Source organism: Maricaulis parjimensis, assembly GCF_016817355.1.
GTDB lineage: Bacteria > Pseudomonadota > Alphaproteobacteria > Caulobacterales > Maricaulaceae > Maricaulis > Maricaulis parjimensis.
In genome coordinates this window covers 25,895-47,197 of record NZ_JADOTT010000013.1, presented here as the reverse complement: position 1 = coordinate 47,197, position 21,303 = coordinate 25,895, and the positions used below count along the sequence as shown (strand labels likewise).

General features: G+C 63.2%; 22 protein-coding genes. 14 read left to right on the top strand and 8 right to left on the bottom strand.

Annotated elements, in window-relative coordinates; genetic code table 11:
• Window positions 1–338: 338 nt before the first annotated feature.
• The 3 genes from I0K07_RS15480 to I0K07_RS15470 are packed head-to-tail and all read right to left on the bottom strand — an operon-like array spanning window position 339 to window position 1,908.
• A complete protein-coding gene (locus tag I0K07_RS15480) occupies window positions 339–500 on the bottom strand; it encodes a Flp family type IVb pilin (RefSeq protein ID WP_203295054.1) in 162 nt (53 codons plus the stop codon).
• Window positions 497–916, bottom strand: coding sequence for an 8-oxo-dGTP diphosphatase MutT (mutT, locus tag I0K07_RS15475; protein ID WP_203295052.1), 420 nt, complete (start codon window positions 914–916; stop codon window positions 497–499). The genes I0K07_RS15480 and mutT overlap by 4 nt, the downstream gene beginning before the upstream one ends.
• A 50-nt stretch (window positions 917–966) precedes the next feature.
• Window positions 967–1,908, bottom strand: coding sequence for a peptidylprolyl isomerase (locus I0K07_RS15470; protein WP_238934966.1), 942 nt, complete (start codon window positions 1,906–1,908; stop codon window positions 967–969).
• Between the two features lie 175 nt (window positions 1,909–2,083).
• Here I0K07_RS15470 and secA point away from each other — a divergent pair, with 175 nt between their 5' ends.
• The 4 genes from secA to I0K07_RS15450 all read left to right on the top strand — a co-directional run bounded on the left by secA (window position 2,084) and on the right by I0K07_RS15450 (window position 8,288).
• The gene (gene secA, locus I0K07_RS15465) at window positions 2,084–4,846 is read left to right on the top strand and encodes a preprotein translocase subunit SecA (protein WP_203295048.1); all 2,763 of its coding nucleotides are present in this window, start codon (window positions 2,084–2,086) and stop codon (window positions 4,844–4,846) included.
• Between the two features lie 3 nt (window positions 4,847–4,849).
• Complete coding sequence (locus I0K07_RS15460; RefSeq protein ID WP_203295046.1) at window positions 4,850–5,311, top strand: GNAT family N-acetyltransferase; 462 nt, start codon at window positions 4,850–4,852, stop codon at window positions 5,309–5,311.
• A 3-nt stretch (window positions 5,312–5,314) separates the two neighbouring features.
• Entirely contained in the window at window positions 5,315–5,803 is a 489-nt protein-coding gene (locus tag I0K07_RS15455) for a P-loop nucleotide/nucleoside kinase family protein (RefSeq protein WP_203295044.1), read from the top strand.
• Window positions 5,804–6,149: 346 nt separating this feature from the next.
• Complete coding sequence (locus I0K07_RS15450; RefSeq protein WP_203295042.1) at window positions 6,150–8,288, top strand: methyl-accepting chemotaxis protein; 2,139 nt, start codon at window positions 6,150–6,152, stop codon at window positions 8,286–8,288.
• A 9-nt stretch (window positions 8,289–8,297) separates the two neighbouring features.
• Here I0K07_RS15450 and I0K07_RS15445 read toward each other — a convergent pair whose 3' ends face one another.
• Both I0K07_RS15445 and I0K07_RS15440 read right to left on the bottom strand, forming a co-directional pair.
• Complete coding sequence (locus I0K07_RS15445) at window positions 8,298–8,864, bottom strand: HNH endonuclease (RefSeq protein ID WP_203295040.1); 567 nt, start codon at window positions 8,862–8,864, stop codon at window positions 8,298–8,300.
• Between the two features lie 209 nt (window positions 8,865–9,073).
• Entirely contained in the window at window positions 9,074–9,739 is a 666-nt protein-coding gene (locus I0K07_RS15440) for an alpha/beta hydrolase (RefSeq protein ID WP_203295037.1), read from the bottom strand.
• Window positions 9,740–10,658: 919 nt separating this feature from the next.
• Here I0K07_RS15440 and gluQRS point away from each other — a divergent pair.
• A complete protein-coding gene (gene gluQRS, locus I0K07_RS15435) occupies window positions 10,659–11,495 on the top strand; it encodes a tRNA glutamyl-Q(34) synthetase GluQRS (RefSeq protein WP_203295035.1) in 837 nt (278 codons plus the stop codon).
• On the opposite strand, the gene I0K07_RS15430 is transcribed toward gluQRS, so the two are convergent.
• A complete protein-coding gene (locus tag I0K07_RS15430) occupies window positions 11,492–12,031 on the bottom strand; it encodes a hypothetical protein (protein WP_203295032.1) in 540 nt (179 codons plus the stop codon). The two genes, gluQRS and I0K07_RS15430, sit on opposite strands and share 4 nt — an antisense overlap.
• A 187-nt stretch (window positions 12,032–12,218) precedes the next feature.
• Between I0K07_RS15430 and I0K07_RS15425 the strand changes: the two genes are divergently transcribed.
• From I0K07_RS15425 to I0K07_RS15415, 3 genes are all read left to right on the top strand, one after another.
• Complete coding sequence (locus I0K07_RS15425) at window positions 12,219–13,127, top strand: hypothetical protein (protein WP_203295030.1); 909 nt, start codon at window positions 12,219–12,221, stop codon at window positions 13,125–13,127.
• A gap of 74 nt (window positions 13,128–13,201) precedes the next feature.
• Window positions 13,202–14,251 carry a Rieske 2Fe-2S domain-containing protein gene (locus I0K07_RS15420; RefSeq protein WP_203295028.1) on the top strand — a complete coding sequence of 350 codons (1,050 nt, stop codon included), beginning with the start codon at window positions 13,202–13,204 and terminating at the stop codon, window positions 14,249–14,251.
• A complete protein-coding gene (locus I0K07_RS15415) occupies window positions 14,251–14,463 on the top strand; it encodes a twin transmembrane helix small protein (protein WP_203295026.1) in 213 nt (70 codons plus the stop codon). The genes I0K07_RS15420 and I0K07_RS15415 overlap by 1 nt, the downstream gene beginning before the upstream one ends.
• Here I0K07_RS15415 and I0K07_RS15410 read toward each other — a convergent pair.
• A complete protein-coding gene (locus I0K07_RS15410; protein WP_203295024.1) occupies window positions 14,460–15,554 on the bottom strand; it encodes a serine hydrolase domain-containing protein in 1,095 nt (364 codons plus the stop codon). The genes I0K07_RS15415 and I0K07_RS15410 overlap by 4 nt on opposite strands.
• A 44-nt stretch (window positions 15,555–15,598) precedes the next feature.
• On the opposite strand from I0K07_RS15410, the gene I0K07_RS15405 reads away from it, so the two are divergent.
• From I0K07_RS15405 to I0K07_RS15395, 3 genes are all read left to right on the top strand, one after another.
• Entirely contained in the window at window positions 15,599–16,174 is a 576-nt protein-coding gene (locus I0K07_RS15405; protein WP_203295022.1) for a cob(I)yrinic acid a,c-diamide adenosyltransferase, read from the top strand.
• Window positions 16,171–16,668 (top strand): NADAR domain-containing protein, encoded by a 498-nt coding sequence (locus I0K07_RS15400; protein WP_203295020.1) that lies wholly within the window; start codon window positions 16,171–16,173, stop codon window positions 16,666–16,668. The genes I0K07_RS15405 and I0K07_RS15400 overlap by 4 nt, the downstream gene beginning before the upstream one ends.
• A gap of 77 nt (window positions 16,669–16,745) precedes the next feature.
• Window positions 16,746–17,330, top strand: coding sequence for a YceI family protein (locus I0K07_RS15395; RefSeq protein ID WP_203295018.1), 585 nt, complete (start codon window positions 16,746–16,748; stop codon window positions 17,328–17,330).
• Window positions 17,331–17,415: 85 nt separating this feature from the next.
• Here I0K07_RS15395 and I0K07_RS15390 read toward each other — a convergent pair whose 3' ends face one another.
• Window positions 17,416–18,891: a serine hydrolase domain-containing protein gene (locus tag I0K07_RS15390; RefSeq protein ID WP_203295016.1), complete on the bottom strand. Its 1,476-nt coding sequence runs from the start codon at window positions 18,889–18,891 to the stop codon at window positions 17,416–17,418.
• A gap of 144 nt (window positions 18,892–19,035) precedes the next feature.
• On the opposite strand from I0K07_RS15390, the gene I0K07_RS15385 reads away from it, so the two are divergent.
• From I0K07_RS15385 to I0K07_RS15375, 3 genes are all read left to right on the top strand, one after another.
• Window positions 19,036–19,398 (top strand): PadR family transcriptional regulator, encoded by a 363-nt coding sequence (locus I0K07_RS15385; protein ID WP_203295014.1) that lies wholly within the window; start codon window positions 19,036–19,038, stop codon window positions 19,396–19,398.
• The gene (locus tag I0K07_RS15380) at window positions 19,398–19,949 is read left to right on the top strand and encodes a hypothetical protein (protein WP_203295012.1); all 552 of its coding nucleotides are present in this window, start codon (window positions 19,398–19,400) and stop codon (window positions 19,947–19,949) included. The genes I0K07_RS15385 and I0K07_RS15380 overlap by 1 nt, the downstream gene beginning before the upstream one ends.
• Before the next feature lie 169 nt (window positions 19,950–20,118).
• Window positions 20,119–21,234, top strand: a complete 1,116-nt coding sequence (locus I0K07_RS15375) for a serine hydrolase (RefSeq protein WP_203295011.1) — start codon at window positions 20,119–20,121, stop codon at window positions 21,232–21,234.
• Window positions 21,235–21,303 lie beyond the last annotated feature (69 nt).

Here is a 21,303-nt window from a genome sequence, read left to right as displayed (position 1 = left end):
GCTTCTGCAAGAGAACCCGAGGCCGCCGGGCCTCACCCGGCGGCCCCTCCACCGCTCCGCGGTCCCCCTCCCCATGGCATGGGGAGGAAAGCTTCCCTCATCAGCCATTTTTTCCTGACAGCGCTCCGCGCTTCCGGGAAAAATGGGGACTTGTTTGAAATTCCTGCGCTACCCCCTTCTCCCCGGGGAGAAGGTGCCCTGAAAGGGCGGATGAGGGGGTATGGCGAGGTCTTGCCGAACTCGCCCAAACCGGGATTTCCCCCTCTCCCGGCGCATGCGCGCCACCCTCTCCCCGGGGGAGAGGGGATTTGTGCGCGGAAATGTAACCGAAAACCGCCCTAAAACGCCGAACCGGCTTCCGTGAACATGGCCATCACGGTGGGGCCGATGATCATCAGGCCGGCGACGGCGGCGATGGAGACGATGACGCCGATCATGGCGTATTCGATCGCGGTGGCACCGCTTTCATTGCGGGCGAACTGGCGCAGTCTGTCCATCATACCAACCGGTCCCTCAACTCTGCTGCCAGCGGCCGGTCGGCGGCCGGCATGGCGAAGTCCATGAGTTTTTCCTTGCGGACCCAGGTCAATTCCTGGCCCTCGCGCGGTTGCGGGAAACCGTCCCAGGTGCGGCACAGGAAAAGCGGCATGACGATGTGGAAGTCGTCATAGGGATGCGAGACGAAGGCAAAGGGGTGCAGGCACCGTTCGCACGGTTCCACACCCAGCTCTTCTCGCAGCTCTCGCACCACAGCCTGCTCCGGCGTTTCTCCCGGCTCGATCTTGCCGCCGGGAAATTCCCAAAGCCCCGCCATCGGTTTTCCCTCGGGACGCCGCGCCAGCAGGATACGGCCATCCGTATCGATCAGGGCGCAGGCGGCGACATGGATCACCGGTTTGGGGCCAACAGCCGTCATTATGCCTAAACTCCCTTAAGGACGCGTGCAGAAAGCCAGTGAATGCGGGCTTAACCGGGTGAGTCCAAATTGTCCGGTTCCGGTTGCAGTTCCAGAGGCGCATCCGCGTCCTGCTCTTCCACATCGTCGACCGGCAAGTCGATCCGCTCAATCTCCGCATCCTCGCGCAGGCCTTCCACCAGGGCTTCCAGCTGATCATAGGTGTAGAACTGGATGATGTTGGGGCGCATCTGCGCCAGCGAGGGCGGCGGCTGACGGCGGCGGTCCACGACCTGCAGGATGTGCCAGCCGGACTCGGTCTGGAAGGGGGCAGACACTTCCCCCTCCGGCGTGGCAAAGGCCACAGCCCCGAAACTGGGGAGAATGCCCTGGCGCGTGAAATAGCCCAGATCCCCGCCTTCCAGACGGGTCGCCGGGTCCTGGCTCAGCGCCACGGCGAGCTCGGCGAAGTCGCGGCCATCGGCCAGCAATTGGGCGATGGCGTCGGCTTCCTCGCGCGTATCGACCAGAATGTGCCGGGCCCGGACTTCCTCGCCCAGCTGGATGAGACGGATCTGTTCCTGATAGATGCGCTGGATGGTGTCTTCTGTGACGGCATCATTGAGGGCGGTCTCGACGAGGACATTGCCCAGTATGCGTTCCTCGGCCAGAGCCATGCGGCGGCGGGCTTCCTCGGACTGGTGCAGTCCGCGGCGACGGGCCTCCAGGGCCAGCAGGCGCTGATCGATCAACTCCTCCAGCACGCGCTGGAATTCCTCATCGTCCGGTGCGGGCGGCGTGGTCTCGTCCTCGGCCTGCGCCAGGGCTTCGCGTTCCACGTCAGACCGGCGGATCACCGTACCGTCGACGCGGGCCACCACCGGATCAAGCTCGTCCGGCGACAAAACAGCCCCGGTTTCAGCCGGTTCAGGCGCGGCTTCCCGCGGCGCAGGGCCGCAGGAGGCGAGGCCCGAAAACACCAAGAGCAGTAAGGGCAATTTGGGCAGATTCATCACGCCAACAATCCTTTAGGCGCCAATGCCGCTTCGCGCATACGGTGCGGCTTGATTGACACCCCTACTCCCCATCCTTAAGTCACCTAAACGTTTCAAAGCAATGCTGGCGTCCTTGGCTCTCGGGACGGACCCGATGGCCGGTGGCGTCGTAGTCGTACAAAAGCCAGAGCACATGCTGTCCATAGCCCGCAAGATTTTCGGTACCGACAACGATCGCAAACTCCGCCGCATGCGGCCCGTGATCGACAAGATCAACGCGCTGGAGCCGGATTTCGAAGCCCTCAGCGATGAGGCGCTCAAGGCCAAGACCACCGAGTTCCGCGAGCGGGTCGCCAAGGGCGAGAAGCTCGACGCCCTCCTGCCGGAAGCCTTTGCCGCGGTGCGCGAAGCCGCCAAGCGCGCCCTGGGCCTGCGTCCCTATGATGTCCAGCTGATGGGCGGCATGGTGCTGCATGAAGGCTCCATCGCCGAAATGAAGACGGGTGAGGGCAAGACCCTCGTCGCCACACTGCCCTCCTATCTCAACGCGCTGACCGGCAAGGCCGTCCATGTCGTGACGGTCAACGACTATCTGGCCACGCGCGACAGCGAATGGATGGGCAAAGTGTTCGCCCAGCTGGGCATGAAGACCGGCGTGATCGCGCACGGCATGACCGACCCGGAACGCCGCGAGGCCTATGCCTGCGACGTGACCTACGCGACGAATAACGAGCTCGGCTTCGATTATCTGCGCGACAACATGAAATACTCCGTCGAGGAGATGGTGCAGCGCGGCCATGGCTTTGCCATCGTCGACGAGGTCGACTCCATCCTGATCGACGAAGCCCGTACACCGCTGATCATTTCCGGCCGCACCGAGGACCGGACGCAATTCTACCAGGCGATCGACAAGCTGATCCCACTGCTGGACGAGGATTGCTACGAGATCGACGAAAAGGCCCGTTCCATTCTCCTCACCGAAGAGGGCAATGAGAAGATCGAGGACCTGCTGCGCGAGCATGACCTGCTGAAGGATGATGCGGACCTGTATGATGTGGAGAACATCTCCGTCGTCCACCACGTCAACCAGGCGCTCAAGGCGCACAAGATCTTCGTCAAGGACAAGGATTACATCATCAAGGACAATGCCGTTGTCCTGATCGATGAATTCACCGGCCGCATGATGCCGGGCCGCCGCCTGTCGGACGGCCTGCACCAGGCGATCGAGGCCAAGGAAGGCACGGAGATCCAGCCGGAGAACCAGACCCTCGCCTCGGTCACCTTCCAGAATTATTTCCGTCTGTATGAGAGCCTCGCCGGCATGACCGGTACCGCCCTCACCGAGGCCGACGAATTCTTCGACATCTACAAGCTGGGCGTGGTCGAGATCCCGACCAACCGGCCGATTGCGCGGATCGACGAGGAAGACAGCGTCTTCCGGACCGCCAAGGAAAAATACGACGCCGTCATCGCGGAAATCAAAGACGCGGTGAAGCGGGGCCAGCCGGTCCTGGTTGGTACGGCCTCGATCGAGAAGTCGGAACTTCTCTCCGAACTCCTGACCAAGGCGAAGATCAAGCACCAGGTGCTCAACGCCCGCTATCACGAGCAGGAAGCCTATATCATCGCTGATGCCGGTGTGCCGGGCGCCGTGACGATCGCCACCAATATGGCCGGCCGCGGTACCGACATCCAGCTGGGCGGCAATCTGGACATGCGTCTGGAAGCCTGGAAGGCCGAGCAGGCGGAAAAGGGCAAAGAACCGACCGAGATCGAGATCGCCAAACAGACCGACAAGCTGAAGTCGGAAATCGCCGACGCCAAAAAGCAGGCTTTGGATGCGGGCGGTCTCTTCGTGCTGGGCACGGAGCGCCATGAAAGCCGCCGGATCGATAACCAGCTGCGCGGCCGGACGGGCCGTCAGGGCGATCCGGGCCGGTCCAAATTCTACATTTCCGTGCAGGACGATCTGCTGCGCATTTTCGCACCGGAACGTCTGGACGGCATCATGCGCACGCTGGGCATGAAAGAGGGGGAGGCCATCGAACACCCCTGGATGTCCAAGGCCCTGGAGACCTCCCAGAAGAAGGTCGAGCAGCGCAATTTCGACATCCGCAAGAATGTCCTGAAATACGACGACGTGATGAATGACCAGCGCAAGGCCGTGTTCGAGCAGCGCATCGAATTCATGACCTCCGACGACGTGTCCGACGTGATCAAGGACATGCGCCAGCAAACGGTCGAGGACCTCGTCGAGGCCCATATCCCGCCCAAGGCCTATGCCGACCAGTGGGATGTGGAAGGCCTGACCAATGAGGTGAAAGACCAGCTGGGCCTGGACCTGCCGATCGCCGACTGGGCGAAGGAAGAAGGCATTGCCGACGAGGAAATCCTCGAGCGCATCACCTCCGCGGCCGACCGCGCCTTCGCCGAGAAGGCCGCCACGGCCGGCCCGGAACTGATGCGCCGGATCGAGAAATCCATCCTGCTGCAGGCCATCGACATCAATTGGCGCGAGCACCTGCAGAATCTGGATGCCATGCGCTCCATGATCGGCCTGCGTTCCTACGCCCAGCGCAATCCGCTCAACGAGTTCAAGAGCGAGGCCTTCTCCCTGTTCGAACACATGATGGACAGTCTGCGCGGTGAGGTGACCCGCCAGCTCATGCTGATCCGCTTCGAGCGCCCGCCGGCGCCGCCGCAGCAGCCCGAAGGCATGAAGGAAACCCATATCGATCCGAGCACGGGCCGCAATGAGATGGCACCGCCGGCCGGCGCGGCTCCCGGTGCCGCTGCCGCCCGCATGCCGCGCATGACCGCGCCGCGCTCTGCCCAGAAGATCGATCCGGCCAATCCGGAGACCTGGGGCCGTGTGGCCCGCAACCAGGCCTGCCCGTGCGGTTCCGGCAAGAAGTACAAGCATTGCCACGGTGCCGTCGGCGAGGCCTCGGTCTAGCCGATGGGTGCGCTGACCCTTCGCCCTGCCCGACCGGGCGAGGAAGAGGCGCTCTCCCAGCTCTGCCTGAAGTCCAAGGCCTATTGGGGTTATGATGCCGCCTTCATGGCGGCGGTCTCGCCCTATCTGAAGATCACCTCCGAGGCGATTGCGGCCGGCCACACCACAGTGGCCGAGCTTGAGGATGGCACGCTGCTGGGCGTCTGCCAGATCGAACCGGGCAGTTCCAAGGGCACACTGGATCTCCTCTTCGTCTCTCCGGACGCCATAGGGACCGGCGCGGGCCGGGCCTTGTTCGAGGATGCCAAGGACAAGCTGCGCGCGGCCGGCGACACGGTGATGACCATCCTGTCCGACCCCTATGCCGAGCCGGCCTATATCCATATGGGTGCCCGTCGCGTGGCCATGCGGCCCTCGGACGTGTTCAAGGGCCGAGAACTGCCCTGGCTTGAAGTCGCGCTCTAGACCATGAGCCGCCCGGTCCTGCATCTTCTGTGCGGCAAGATCGCGTCCGGCAAGTCGACCCTGGCCCGGCAGCTCGGTGAAGCGGAACACACACTCCTGATCAGCGAAGACGCCTTCATGGCGGCCCTGTATCCCGATGAAATCCACACGCTGGAGGACTTCCGGAACCGCTCTGCCCGGCTGGAAGCGGCCCTGAAACCGCATGTCACCGCCATTCTGCACGAAGGTTTGAGCGTGGTGCTCGACTTCCACGCCAATACCCGCGCGCGTCGCGACTGGGCCCGCTCCATCGTGGACGCCGCCGACGCTGATGCCGTGCTGCACTGGATCGATGTGCCGGATGATATCTGCAAGGCGCGGCTGCGTGCCCGCAATGCGGAAGGCTCACACGAATACGAGACTTCGGACGCGATATTTGATCAGTTCACGGCCCATTTCCTGCCGCCCCAACCGGACGAGAACTGGGTTGTGGATCATGTCCGGGCCGATTGAATTTCAATTTTTCTGGCCCGATGTGCATTTTTTTTCAGCGAAAATACTTAGTGTTCTAAGTATGTCAAAAACCACTATTTGTGATAGCGGTTTTGGCACGCGCCCGGAACACCCCGATCACCTCTGGAAAACTGGTCGAAATATTATGCTACTAGGCTGCTGAGCGCGAATTTTGAATACCCATAGAGACGAGTCAGGCATCACGCGAACCCCGTTCCATAAACCCTTCGAGCCTGAAATACATGGCTTTTGAGTAAGATTTTATTTGTCTCAAATTACAACTGGCCGTTAAGAAATCAGCAGCCAGTCTGCAGCGCATCGGGGCTTGTCTTGCTTGGGAATTGTGATGCGCCATCTCTCTTTGACCTGGAAGTTCGGACTGATCGTTGTGGCCGGTTGTGTGGCCCTGGGCGCCGTGCTCGGCACCGCTGCCACGCTGGAGAGCCGATCCGCATCACGCGCGGCCGCTGAACTGCGCCTTTCCGCGCTGGCCAGCGAGCGCCGGGGCATGCTGGCCGACTATCTGGAGAGTATCGAAGCCGATCTGACCCTGACGGCCTCCAACCCCAATACGCACGCAGCCCTGTCCGCTTTCACAGCCGGCTGGGACGCCATGGGCAGCAATGCCCAAACCCGCCTGCAGGACCTCTACATCACCCAGAATCCCTTCCCCCTGGGCGAGAAGGAAAATCTCGACGCGGCCAGTGACGGTTCCGCCTATTCCCAGGCGCATGCGCGTTATCACCCCTGGTTCCGCACCTTCCTGCGTGAACGGGGCTATTACGACATCTTCCTCTTCGATGCGCAGGGCGATCTGGTCTATTCCGTCTTCAAGGAACTGGACTACGCCACCAATCTCCGGACCGGCGAATATCGCGACAGCGGTCTGGGCCAGGCCTTCCAAACGGCCGTGTCGGCGGCGCCAGACAGCGTCCAATTCTTCGACTTCGCCCCCTACGCACCCAGCCATGGCGCGCCGGCCAGCTTCATCTCGACCCCGCTCCATGATGAAGCCGGGCAGGTGATGGGCGTTCTGGCCTTCCAGATGCCGATCGACCGTCTGAACGCGGTGATGGGCATGGAAGCCGGCCTGACCGAGACGGGCGAAGCCTATGCCTTCGGCGAGGGCGGCCTTCTTCGGACCCAGGCCCGCTTTGCCGAAGATGATGCCATCCTGAACACCCGCATTCCCTCCGAACTGGTCAGCCATGCCCTGTCCGGCTCCGGCGATACGACCGAGCTGACCGATTACCACGATGTCCGCGTCATTGCGGCCACGCAGAATCTCGACTTCCACGGTGTGGAATGGGGTATCGCCGTGACCGAAGCGGTCAGCGCCGCGATGGCACCAGCCCGCCGCCTGCAATGGGCGATCGCCGGCCTGACCCTCGTCTCTGTCATCGTCATCGGTGGACTGGGCCTGTGGCTTGCCCGCCGTGTCGCCCGCCCGCTGCAGGAAATCTGCGCCGCCACCGAGAGCATCGGGCATGGCGAGTTCGAAACTGATGTCCCCTACCAGACCGCGCAGGACGAGGTGGGCTCCCTGGCGCGCGCCGTCGATCAGTTCCGCAGGAATGGTCTGGAAAAGGCCGCGGCTGACCTGGCCAAGTCCCAGTCCGACGAACGCGAACAGCAACGCCGCGAACGCATTGACGGCCTGGTCGCCGGCTTCCGCGACACCGCGTCGGAAATCATCGCCACCCTGTCCAGCGCCGCCACGGAATTCACCCAGTCCGCGCAGACCCTCAGCCAGACCGCCGAACACACCGCTGATCAGGCCCGCACGGCTGCCGAGGCCTCCGTCACCGCGACCGGCAATGTCCAGTCCGTCGCCGCGGCCACCGAGGAAATGTCGGTCACGGTGCGCGAAATCGGTCGCCAGGCGTCTGAGTCCTCAACCCAGGCCAGCGCCGCCCGCGACCGGGTTTCCGCCACGGTCAGCCAGGTCCGCGATCTGTCCGAAACGGCCCGCCGGATCGGTGATGTCATCGCCCTGATCCAGCAGATCGCCGAACAGACCAATCTTCTGGCCCTGAATGCCACGATCGAGGCCGCCCGCGCCGGTGAGGCCGGCAAGGGCTTCGCCATCGTCGCGCAGGAAGTGAAGGCCCTGGCCTCGCAGACCGATGCGGCCACCAATGAGATCGCCGGCCAGATCCATGCCATCCAGTCCGCCACGGATGCCTCCGCTGAAGCGATCGACACGGTCTCCCTGGCCATTGATGAACTGGTCGGCATCGCCAATTCCATCGCGACAGCCGTGGAACAGCAGAGCGCCGCGACCTCGGAAATTGCCTCCAACGTCCAGCATGCTGCCGACGGGACCCAGTCGGTCTCCCAGAATGTCTCGGATGTGCGCGATGCCATCGCCACCAATTCGACGACGGCGTCCGGCGTCCTGGCCTCGGCCACGGAACTCAACGAGATGTCGGTCCGCCTGGAAACCGAGATCCGCGACTTCCTGGAGAATGTGCAGGCCGCCTAGGCGAGCGGATCAGCGCTCCAGCTCGATATCCCAGTAGAGATAGTCCAGCCAGCTCTCGTGGAGGAATTTCGGCGGGAATTTGCGGCCCTGGGATTGCAGCTCATACATGGAAGGACGTTGCGGCGGCCGGCGCAGCGGCATGCCCGCCTCGCGCGGGGTGCGTCCGCCCTTCTTGAGATTGCAGGGCCCGCAGGCGGCCACGATATTGTCCCAGCTCGTCTTGCCGCCGGCCCGGCGCGGAATGACATGGTCAAAGGTCAGCTGGTCGACACCTTCCTTGCCGCAATAGGCGCACTGGAACCCGTCGCGGAGCCAGACATTGTATCGGGTAAAGGCGGGAGAGCGGTCCTGGTGGATGTATTCGCGCAGAGCGACCACCGAGGGCACATGCATCTCGAAACTGGGGGAGTGGACGACCTCGTCATAGTGCGAGATCACCGCCACCCGTTCCAGGAAGACATTCTTGATTGCCTCCTGCCAGGGCCAGGTGGAAAGCGGCCAGTAACTCAGGGGCTGGAAGTCCGCATTCAGGACCAGACAGGGCATTCCCTGCGGCGCGCGTTCAAGCACCTGCATGGCGACCTCCCTCATCGAGACCGGCCCAAACCGGTCGGTTGAGCCAGAAACCGAGGGGGTGTGTCTTTTGGACAAGCGTCCTGAAAGCTCACCTCCTGTCGCACGCAAGAGCCGGATTCGCTTGAACGAATCGATTCGCCTCCCGCGCTTGAAAGAAGGTTACTCCTGTTCGCGTGTCAGTCCTATGACGCTCTTGAGAATCTTGGATGTCAGGCGAGTTGGCCCGCCAGCGCCTTCCCGATGAAGCGGCCGCCGAGCTTCAAGCCATCCTCACCAATCGAGTGGGGAATGCCCTGGGAGATATGCCATTGGGCGCCATGGCCGGCGGCGGCGATATGTTCGAGCGCATCGAACATGAAGCCCAGCGGCAGGACCTGGTCCTGGTCGCCATGGATCAGCATGATCGGCGGTTTGGAGGCCATGTCCTCCTTCAGCTTCGCCCCGCCCGGCAGGGCGCCGGAGAAGCCCATGATCCCGGCCAGCGGCCGTTTGCGGCGCAGCCCGGCCTGCAGGGAGAGCATCGTGCCCTGGGAAAAACCGCACAGGACGAGATCGGATTCGGTGAGCTGATAGCGCGCCAATTCCTGGTCGATGAAGGCATCCACGACCGGTCCGGCCATCGCTGCCCCCTCCTCGATCCGCCTGGGATCGAGATTGGAGATCGGGAACCATTGATAGCCATTGGGTGCCCCCGGCACCGGGTCCGGCGCATTCGGCGAGATCCACTGCACATGCGGCAAATCCCGCGCCCACATCTGCCCCAGAGAAATCAGATCATCCCCGTTCGAGCCGTAGCCGTGCAGGAAGATCACCAGTTTCTTCGGCGCAGATCCGTCACGCGGCGCCAGCCGCGGACCATCAATCGGACGGGACATTCACATCTCCAGCTTGGTTGAAGACTGGATAGTGCGCAGCGGGGGATGCGGGCAAGGGGTGGGCGGCGTTTACCCCTTCTCTCCCACCGGGGAGAGGGGGTGCTGAAACCGGATGAGGGGCAGCGCGTGAGCGCCACCAAAACCTATTCCTTAGTGCGGCTGACGCCGCACGCCCCTCACCCTTTATCCCTCTCCCCGGTGGGGGAGAGGGGGTGCTGAAACAGGATTAACACCCCCCCTTCTCCCCGGGGAGAAGGTGCCGCGAAGCGGCGGATGAGGGGGATCGGCGAGATCTTCGGGATTACCTCCAAGCACCGGGATTTCCCCCTCTCCCGGCGCATGCGCGCCACCCTCTCCCCAGGGAGAGGGCGTGCTGACCGCGCCCCACTTATCCCCACCCCCAAAACCTGTGAGAGACTCCTCCTCGACTTCCGGGAAGAGAGGCGCGAGCTCAGTCCCTTGTGCCCGGAGGTTTGCGGAGCCTGTCCGCGCGAGGGGGTGACATCCCGAGCTCCGGCAGGGCGTCCGGCCCGGTCTGACGGCACTAAACGCCCGACCTGAGTACCGGCCGGATTGGAAACGGGGGCGAGAGCGTTCGGGAAATCTCCGCGTGCGGGAGGCAAGTGCCTGTCACACACACTTAGAAAACATGCCGGCAGGCAGTCGCCGGCCTCCCGCACACCTCTCATACCGCCAGGCGGAAACGCCGTGGCGCTGAAAGTCGTGAAAGCACCCACCGCATTTTCCCCGGACTTGTTCCGGGGCCAACCGAAGGCGCCGCACCCTCATCCTATGAAAATACGGACCACCCTGTCGGCCCCGGGACTTCGCCCGGGGAAAATTGAGATTGGGGAAATGAAGCTTTGGCCACATCAACGCCCCCTCCCCATTCCCCGCGAACCCGCCTAAACCTGCACCCATGAGCTTCACCACCCGCTTCGCCCCTTCGCCCACCGGCCATCTTCACATCGGCCATGCCTTTTCGGCGTGGACGGCCTGGCGGGCGGCGATGGAGGCCGACGGACGCTTTATCCTGCGGCTGGAGGATATCGATACGACGCGGTGCAAGCCGGAATTCGATCAGGTGATCTTTGACGATCTGATTTGGCTGGGACTGGACTGGGAAGAACCGGTACGGCGCCAGTCGGAGCATTTTGAAGATTACGCCAAGGTGCTCGAACGGTTGATCGCGCTGGGTGTGGTCTATCGCTGTTTCAAGACGCGAGCGGAAATACTGGAGGATATTGCCCGCGCGCCGCACGGGATGGGTGAGGTCTATCGCGGACCGGCTGATCCGATGAGCGCGGATGAAGAAGCGGAGCGGGTTGCCCGGGGCGAGAGCTATGCCTGGCGTCTCTCGCTGGACCGCTGCCGGGATGTGCTGGGTGCGCGGTTCGGGACGATGCGCTTTCTCGACGAGATCAAGGGCGAACAGGCCGCCGATCCGGATCCGCTGGGCGATGTCATCCTGGCGCGTAAGGATGTCGGGACCAGCTATCACATCGCCGTCGTGCATGATGATGCCCTGCAGGGCATGACGCATATCATCCGCGGCGAGGACTTGTTCGAACTGACGCCCCTGCACGTCCTCTTGCAGACCCTGCTGGACCTGCCGACACCGATCTACCGGCATCACCGCCTGCTGACCGACGCCAAGGGACAGCGCTTCGCCAAGCGTAATCGGGCCGCCACACTCAAATCCATGCGCGAAGCCGGGATGAATGCGGAGGATATCCGCGCGAAATGGGGGTTCTAGCGAGTCCCGCTGCCCGTCATGGCCGCCTCGGAATACTCATTGATCCGCACCAGCTCACCCTCGCGCCAGGCATATTCCCGGACCAGGACATTGCGCCCGCCCGGCGCGCCGCGATCAATCTCGCGCACTTCAATGCGTGTTTCCCGGTAGTGTTCCATCGCGCGGACATGATTGCCCGACATCAGCTGCACAACCTGCCAGCCATCCTCACCCCCGGACAGAAGAAGCGGCAGGGAACAGGCCGTCGCGCCGCAGAAATACCCGACCGCCGGCTCGCCGCGCCGCGTCTGGCAGTGCAGGGCCCGTGTCTCGATGACAAAGTCCGGCACGGCATCTCCGTCGACATAGGCCGACAGGGCGCGCGCTGCGCTGATATCATCGGTGGCGCAGACCAGACTGTTTTCGCTGATCCGATCGAGATAGTCCTGGAAAGCGGTGATGGCCGCATCGGGCAGACCCGCCTCATCCGGAACGGGCGGCGGGACTTCGGCGGCACAGGCCGCCAGGCTGGCAATCGTGCAGGCAGACAGGACCATCCCGCGGATGGTCCGACCCTCAACTCTCCTGATGATTTTCTTCATGTGCGCGGCCTTCGTCGCGCCCCCGAGCCCGATCAGACTAGGAGGAAAGCAGCGGTGCACGCAAGCCAACAATTTTTCTTTCCAAGCCGCATCCAAAACACGACCGGCGCGCATCCTGCCCCTGAATAGAGGGAGAATTGCGTTGAAACAGACAAGTCTGAAAATTGTCGCCGCCGCCACCGTTGGGTGGAGCCTGATTTCGCTGGCCCAGGCCGATACCGGTCTTGAAATAGGCATGAGCGCGGAGGCGGCGCAAGCGCAGCTTGACGCCCAGTGTGACAGGCTGGACGTGACGCATTTCGAACCCTCACGCCATCCCTCCGCGCATACCAGCGAGACCCATATCCGCTGCGAAGGGTTTGCCGGCAGTAATGGCAGCACGGCAGAGCATTTGCTGGCGAGCTTTGCCGACGGTTCGCTCTTCATGCTCGAGGCGCGCGGCGAGATGACCGGCCTGGTTCCCGACGTCGACCCGGCCGGCAATCTGGGCGGCTATACCGTCTACTTGCCGCATCTGATCGTGACCCATGCCGAAAGCGGCCGCTGGTTCCACCTCTCGCAGATGGACCAGGCCCCGCTGGCTCTGGGCTGGGACAATCCCGCCTGGAGCGGCGAACGCCCGGCCCCGTCGGATACCAGTTTCGCCCTGCCAGACTGGGTCTCCTTCGGCGACAGCGTCGAAACACTGAGCTCTGTGGCTGAAGCCGCCTGCCCGCTCCAGGCTCTGCGCGACATTCCCGAGATCTGGCTGGACACGCAGCCCCAGCGCCAGCAACAGCTTGATTGCTACGGGATCGAGGTCGCGGGCTATCCGCGCAAGCTGGAACTGGTCTTTGGCGATGGCACGCTGGAACAGGTCTGGTTCATGTTCGGCGAGGCCGACATTCCGCGCGCCCGGGACTGGCTGACCCAGACCTATGGCCCGGCCCTGCACGTGGATGAGCAGTACGAGATCTTCGATGATTGGCGTGTCGCCCTGCGCAAGGATGTTCCGGAGATCCGCGCGGCCTCTGACCGGCTCGCCGCCATCTGGGCCAGCGAGGCGGAATAGGCGGGTACAATTGCCGCACGTCTAATCCGACCTCCCCGCTAGGCAGGGCGCGCCGGACAGGTTATCAGGCGATCATGTTCGTACGTGATCTCTGGTATTTCGGCGCCCTGTCGAGCGAGCTGAAACCGGGTCAGCATCTCCACCGGGAGCTGCTGGGCCAGCCCATCCTGTTCGGCCGCGACCATCAGGGCCGTGCCTATGCGCTCAAGGATATCTGCCCGCACCGCGGCATTCTCCTGTCCGGTGGCGAAGCCCAGGAGCATGGCGGCGAGACGCATGTGGAATGCCCCTATCATGGCTGGCGTTTCCGCACGGACGGATCCTGCGCCGCGATCCCGTCCCTGACGGCCGACCAGGCCCAGGCCATGGACCTCACCAAGATCCGCACCCGCGCCTTCTCGGTGCATGAGGATCAGGGTCTGATCTGGATCTATTATGCGGGCGAGGAAGATGCGGACAAACCGCCCGCCCTCAATCCGCCCAAGCTGGACATTCCCGAAGGCCACAAGCCGAAACTCGTCGTGCGCGATGTGTTCAACTGCCATGTCGATCATGCGGTGATCGGCCTGATGGACCCGGCCCACATCCCTTACATCCACCGCCAATGGTGGTGGCGTTCGGCCAGTTCCGTGCATGAGAAGGAAAAGAAGTTCGGCCCGGTGGAACGCGGCTTCTCCATGCTGCCGCACGTGCCGTCGAAGAATTCCTATCTCTACCGGCTGATGGGCGAACCGCAGACGGAAATCCGCTTCGAACTTCCCGGCCTGCGCACCGAATACGTAAAAGCTGGCGGCAAGCACTTCACCGGTTTCACCGCCGTCACGCCGACCAATGAAAACTCCACGGCGATCACGATCGTCGGCTATTGGGATCACTGGCTGCCGACACTCGTGCCCAATGCGCTGATCAAGCTGGGCATCGAGATTTTCGTTGGCCAGGACCGCGATGCCGTGAATGCCCAGCAAGTGGGGCTCGCCTATGACCCCAAACTCATGCTGATCCATGACAGCGATGTGCAGGCGAAATGGTATTTCGCCCTCAAGCGCGCCTGGGACAAGCACCGTGAAACCGGCGAGCCTTTCAAGAACCCCGTCAAACCCGCAAGCCTGCGCTGGAGAAGCTGATGAATCTCGACACCGTACTGACCGGCTTCCTCTACATCGCCATGCTGGCCGTGGTGATCATTCTCGTCGTCGGTATCGTCAATCTCTACCGGGGTGACGAGAAGGCCCGTTCGCGTTCCAACAAGCTGATGCGCCTGCGCGTGGTGACACAGTTCGGGGCGATCCTGCTGATCATTGTGATCCTGCTGGCGCGCCAATATCTGGGCAATTAGTCGAACACGGCGCCGGTCGCGGTCCGCACGGCGTCGCTGGCCGCCTCCGATGGCGGGGCGTTGATGCCCACCACCAACACCTCACCCGCTTCGACGTCCAGGCCCATCTGGACCAGCCACATCGTGTTGGATCCGGCATGATAGAGCCGGCTGCCGTTGATCCCCCAGCCCAGGGCATAGGTTCCGCCAAAGGGCGGCGTGTGCAGGATTTGCCAGCTTTGCGCTGACAGGAAGCCCGTCTCCTCGCCGCGCGCGCCGGCGAGATGGGCTTGAAGATACACACCCAGATCCTCCACCGACATGTGCACGGTCGCGCCCGGCCCCATGACCGGCGGATTGTCCGCCCGCGGCCCCGGCTCGACGGCACCCAGCCCGCCGAACAGTCCGCGCTTGTGACCCCGCGGCTGGTCGAGATCGCCCGCTGTTCCGGGGGCACCAAAGCCAGCGCTTTCCAGACCCAGCGGCTCGAAGACTTCACGGGTGATCAGGCTTTCCCAGCTTTCGCCCGTGGCCTGTTCCAGCATGGCCCCGACCACGACATAGCCGGCATTGGAATAGAGGAAGCCGGTCTCCGCTTCGCCTGCAGGGGATTGGGCCAAGATGTCAGCGGCGTAGTCCAGGCGCTGCGCGGGCAGATCCTCATCTCCGCGCGAGATAAAGCCGAATGTCGAGACCAGGCCGACATTGGCCGGCAGGCCCGCCCGGTGGCTGAGCAGGTGCAGGAAGGTGATGTCACGATAGGCCGGGTCGATCGTCTCGATGGCATCGCCCAGATGCTCCGCCACCGTGTCATCCCAATCCACCACGCCCTGCTCCACCAGACGGGCAACGAGGGTGGCGGTCATGGATTTGGAATTGGAACCGAGATGCCAGATATCGCCCGGCGCGATCAGCGCTTCGGACCCGGCCGCGCGAAGCCCGGCCACGGCCATGTCCAGCCTGTCGGCCTGGCCATGCGCGACTACGGCGCCGGGCGCACCACTGTCTGCCAGCAATTGATCCGCAAGGGGCTGCAAGTCTGCCTGGGCCAGGGCGGACGGCGCGCTGGCCAGGACAAGCAGCTGGGCTGACAGAATGATTTCACGCCACATGGCACCCCCTTCCCCACCGTCCGGCCTGCGGCTACACAGGCGTCATGGTGAGACTGACCAAAATCTACACGCGCACCGGCGATGCCGGCAGGACCCGGCTTGGCGACATGTCCGAGACGGTAAAGCACGACCTGCGGGTCGAAGCCTATGGGGATGTCGACGAAACCAATTCCTCCCTCGGCCTGGCACGCGCCGCTTTGGGCTCCGGTCATCCGCTCGATGCGGAGCTGGCGCGGGTGCAGAATGATCTCTTCGATCTGGGCGCCGATCTGTGCGTGCCCGAAAAGGACACGTCTCCGGACTATCCGCCCCTGCGGGTGACCCCGGCCCAGGTGGATTTCCTGGAAAGCGTGATCGACCGTCTCAACGCCGATCTGGAAGCGCTGAATTCCTTCATCCTGCCAGCGGGTACGGAAGCCGCTGCGCGTCTTCACGTCGCGCGGACGGTCTGCCGCCGTGCCGAGCGCAAGGTCTCCGCGCTCATCGCCCATGGCGCGCGGATCAATCCGGACGTGCTCAAATACCTGAACCGCCTGTCCGACCTCCTCTTCGTCATGGCCCGGACGGCCAACAAGGATGCGGGCGGGGATGTGCTTTGGGTGCCGGGAAAAGACCGGTGAACCCTGCCGTCCACCTTTTCCTGCGCGGCCCGTTGAGCCAATGGCACCCCTCCCCTTTTCAGTGGGAGAACCGGGACTATTCCTGCGCCGAACAATTCATGATGGAGCGCAAGGCCCTGCTGTTTGGCGATGAAGCCATGGCTGCCCGGATCATGTCGACGCGCGAACCCCACGAGCAAAAATTGATGGGCAGCCGCGTGTCCGGGTTTGATGACGAAGTCTGGACCGCGCATCGCGAGATGATTGTCTACACAGCCAATCGCGAGAAATTCGCGCAGAATTCAGGCTTGGCCAAAAAGCTCCTTCGGACCGGCGATACCATTCTGGCCGAAGCGAACCCGCGCGATCTCAATTGGGGGATTGGCCTTGCAGAGGATGACCCTCGCGCCCAGGACCCCGCAAACTGGCGTGGCCTGAACCTGCTCGGCAAAATCCTGATGCAAGTCAGGAATGAGATTGCAAACACCGCGATTGTTTCCGTCGAGGAAACATAAAAGTGATCCGGCACCCGTCGATTTCCGTGCCAAATACCCTAAGTGTTCGGCCAAGTTCACTTCATACGGAGATCCGCATGACCCGCCTTCTTATTGCGACCACTGCCCTGACCCTGTTCGGCGCCACCGCCGTCCAGGCCGAGCCGGTCGCCTACGAGTTCGACAAGACCCACACCATTATCGAAGCCTCCTGGCTGCACCAGGGCTATTCCACCCAGAAGCTCCAGCTCACCGATTATGACGGTACGCTGGCGCTGGACCTGGAAAACCCGTCGGCCTCCACGGTCGACATCACCTTCAACCTGATTGACGGGTTCTGGGTCGGCGCCAACCAGGACCGTTTCATCGCCCACCTGAATTCGGACGATTTCTTCGGGACGGAAACCAATCCGACGGCGCATTTCGTCGCCACCGGTTTTGAGACCGAAGATGGCGAAACCGGCGTGATGACCGGCGACCTCACCATGAATGGTGTCACCGCCCCGGTCAGCCTGGACGTGACGCTGAACCTGGTCGGCGAGACCCGTGACGGTTCGACCAAGCTGGGCTTCACCGCGACCGGCACGATCGTCCGCTCGGAATGGGATATGGGCTTTGCCGTTCCCTTCGTCTCCGACGAGATCGAGCTCTTCATCTCGACCGAACTGGTCGCCGCCGAATAAACCGGGTCGGCATCCGGAACCACAAGAAGGGGCGCGTCCGACGGACACGCCCCTTTTTGCTTGGGCAGAATTCCTTGCGCCTGGCTCAGCGCCCGGATCGCCGGGGGCTGGACCAGAAGCACAGGGCCAGGATCGCGAAGACGAATGTCAGGGTCAGCGACAAGCCCTCAAGCTCGTCGAATGGGAGCTCATCGATCAGGATGGTCTCGGTTCGCCAGATGACGGAATTGGTCCAGAAGACCCAGGCCAGGAAGGCCGATATGCCGGCCATCAACACCGCCAGGGCCAACCGGCCGGTCAAACGGACCGGACCCCGCCCGGCCGGCTGCAGGGCGAGATAGCGGCGGTCGGCCACTTGCCCGGCCAGCAACCAGTAAGTCCAAAACAGGCCTGCAGCCCCAAAGCCCCAGCTGTACCAGGCGATCTGATGCGTGAGGGAGAAGGCTTCGCCGCAATAGGTTTCGCCGGCGGGACTGCCTGTCTGGCTCAGCCAGGCACAGCTCAGATCAATATCCAGCTGGGCGCCGGATGTGGAATTGGTGAGGAAATAGAATCCATCACCGGTTTGCGGGCGGATGTAGATCTGGCCGTGCCAGGTGGAGTTATTCCCCCCATGGCCGTAGAGAAACCCGTCCGGTGTCTCCCAGCGGGTATAACTCATGGCGAAGCCCGGATGCGGTTCAGTGGGGGCCAGCGCCTGTGACAGGAAGTCGGGTGCCAGAACGCCACCGCCATCCATGTGCGCCAACAGGAAACGCTCGATATCCCCGGCCGACGCATATCCGCCCGCCGCAGTCTGGGCGACATCCCTCAGGCTTTCAATCGGGCGGCCATAGTAATTGAAGGCCTCCGACACGGTTGGCAGGCGGGCCGGATCGAAGCCCGAAGCCGTCATGCCCAAAGGGTCCAGCAGCCAGTGCCGTGCGGCTTGATCAAAGCTCTGACCCGTCACTTGCTCGACCAGGATCTGCAGCAGGACATAACCACCGCCTGAATAGCGCCGCGCCGCGCCCGGTTCATGGACCACTCGAAGCGGGGCAAAGTCCCGGCTGAGCTCGAGCACATCGGCCGGTTGCACTTCATGCGCCCCATAGCCGCCATAACCCGGCTGATTGGTCCCCGCCGTATGTCGCAGGAGGCGGCGAATGGTGACCATCTGCGGATCATGCCCTTCATAGGCGGGCGTATAGGGCAGGTCATAGTCCGACAATGGCGCATCCAGATCGATCCGGCCGGCCTGGGCCAAGCGAAGCACGGTCCAGACCGTCAGGGGTTTGGAAATGGAGCCGAGATTGAACGCCGTCATGTCCGTGACCGGGGCGCCATCGCCATCCGACCGCCCGCGCCGTGCACGCCACACAACCTCGCCATCGCGAATGGCGCCGGCAGCCGCACCGGCAATCGAGTACTGACTCATGGCCCGGTCCAGAACGGCATCCAGATGAGCGGCCAGCTCATCATCGCTGCTATCGGGATCCATGGATGCCTGGGGCCGGAGCCCCAGTGCGGTCAGGCTCGCACTCAGCACCAGAAGACCCACGAGGGCCGCGCGTAATTTCATCAGGGACGACATTTTCAATCCTATTCCGGGGTCAAGGGATGGCCGGGCAACACCTCGCAAAACACACTACTTAGTATTGCTATATATATTGCAATGCCGACGCACAAGCCCTAGAGAGGCCTGACACCTCCCGGCAGGCGCGGCATGACCGACACAGACATGGATGAGATTCTTGAGCGCTGGAGCTCGCAAGCCCGGAAGGGCTATTTCGAGATGCTGCTGCTGGCGCGCCTCCAAGCCGGCCGCGCCTACGGCTACCAGATCGTCGCCAGCCTCAAGCAGGCACCCGGATTTGAGAATCTGGCCGAAGGGACCGTCTATCCGGTCCTGACCCGCATGAAGAAGGATGGCCTCGTCACGGCCGAATGGGTCGCTGAGGAAACCGGCCCTCCGCGCAAGTATTACACTGTGACCGAACTCGGCGCGCGTACGCTGGATGCCATGACACGGATCTGGCGGCGCATGGACGACGTGCTCTCGGCGCAAACCGGACAGGAGCCATCCTGATGCAGATCAATGTCGAGTTCGAGACGCATGAAGCCCGCCGTCTTTGGGCGGATTTCCTGAAACGCCTGGATTGGTCAAACCGGCACTTGCCGTCTGCCGATCGGAGCGAGGCGCGCGATGAAGCGATCGCCCACATGGCCGAACTCCTGGCGGCCTCCCCGATCGAGGATGAGACCGACAAGCTGCGGGACGCCCTACAACGCTTCGGCCCCCTGCCCGCACCGCCGCCCGTCTGGCGAAAACCCCTCGCCGTCGCTTTGCACTACCTGGCCATCATGACAATCGGGGCCAGCGGACTGGTCCTGCTGATCCTGCTGCACATGACCGTCATGGAAGCCTTCAACCCGGGAGAAGTCGGCCTCTATGTCTATCCCGGTGACGGGCTTCCCACCCTGTCCTACGAGACGCAATCCGGTGCGCGCGAAATCCTCGGCGCCGGGTTCATCCCTGTCATGCTGGCGATCATAGCGGCCGGCAGTGCAGCGCTGTTCGGCCTCTGGCGGCTGGCCCTGGCACCTGAGGGCCCCGTCTCACGCTGGATGAAACCCTGACGGGCCATCTGTTCCGATCCCGGCCTTGTCAGACGCCTTGCGGCAACACATGCGCGCCTGACGCCCGACACCGACATCCGCATCGACGCTACACGTGTCGCATATGTAACTTGCCCGTCGCAAGCCGGTCGCGTTAGGTCGCCACGCCTGCCGACCCGAGGAGAAGTCCGTGCCGCGCATTCAACCGATCCATGCCGTCCTGCTTTTCTTGATGGCCGCCAGCCTGTCGGCCTGCGATGCGGCAGCGTCTTCAGACCCGCTTGGGGATGAAGATGTGCAGGCGCTGGTCGAACAAATTGTTGAGGCCGATGAGCGTTTCTCCGGTATCGCCCTGGTGTCGCGCCAGGGCCAGATGGTTGGGCTGGCCGTGCAGGGTCTGGCTGACCAGAACACCCACCAGCCCGTCACGCCGGAAACCCTCTTCTCCATCGCCTCGGTCGGGAAAATGCTTACCGCCCAGACGATCGACCTCCTGGTCCGGCAGGACCGGCTGGCCTTCGAAACGCCGGTCTCGCAAATCCTGCCCGAATTCGCCGACACGCTTCCTGTCTCTGTTACAGTCGATACCCTGCTGCAGCACCGATCCGGCCTTAGCGTGGCAGGCGAACCGTCCGATGACACCCTCGACGCGGTCCGCAATAATCACGACCTGTTCCGGCTCTATTTTTCGCTGGGCCTGTCGAGCCAGGGCCCTGCGGACTTTCGCTATGAAAACGGGAATTATGTCCTGCTCGGCGAAATCATCGAGCGCGTGACCGGGCAAGGCTATGAAGACTTCGCCACTGAAACCGTGCTGGCCGCCCAGGGCTTGTCGACGCCGCGCTTCCTGCGCCTCGACACCGCGGAGCCGGAACCGGTCGCCCGTCCCTACATGCCCGTGGATTTCGAGACCTGGTGGAATAGCGATGACTGGATCCGGGGCGAGAGCGCTGCGGACTACACCCATCTCGCACCGGCCAACACGCCCTCAGCCGGAGGCGGAGCCCTGGCAACCGGACCGGACATGGCGCGCCTGATCGCCCGGCTGGCCAACAGTTCCAGCGGAGAGCGCCTGTGCGGGCTCATTCCTGCGACCCAGCCGCGCGGCTATGGCCGGGGCTGCCAGGTCAGGCACGACACTTACGGGCGCCGGTTCGGACATACCGGATCGACCGCCGGGGTCCAGGCCCGGGTCTTTGCCTATCCGGACCGGGGTTATGAGATCATCGTCCTGTCCAACCATGATGGCGAGGCCTCGCCTGTGTTCAACGCGTTGGAGACAGGCCTGTTCGGCCGACCGGACTGATCATCCCCGCGACCACGCGCCGCAGCAAAATTCGCCGGAAACCGGACATACCGAATACTCTAAATACAC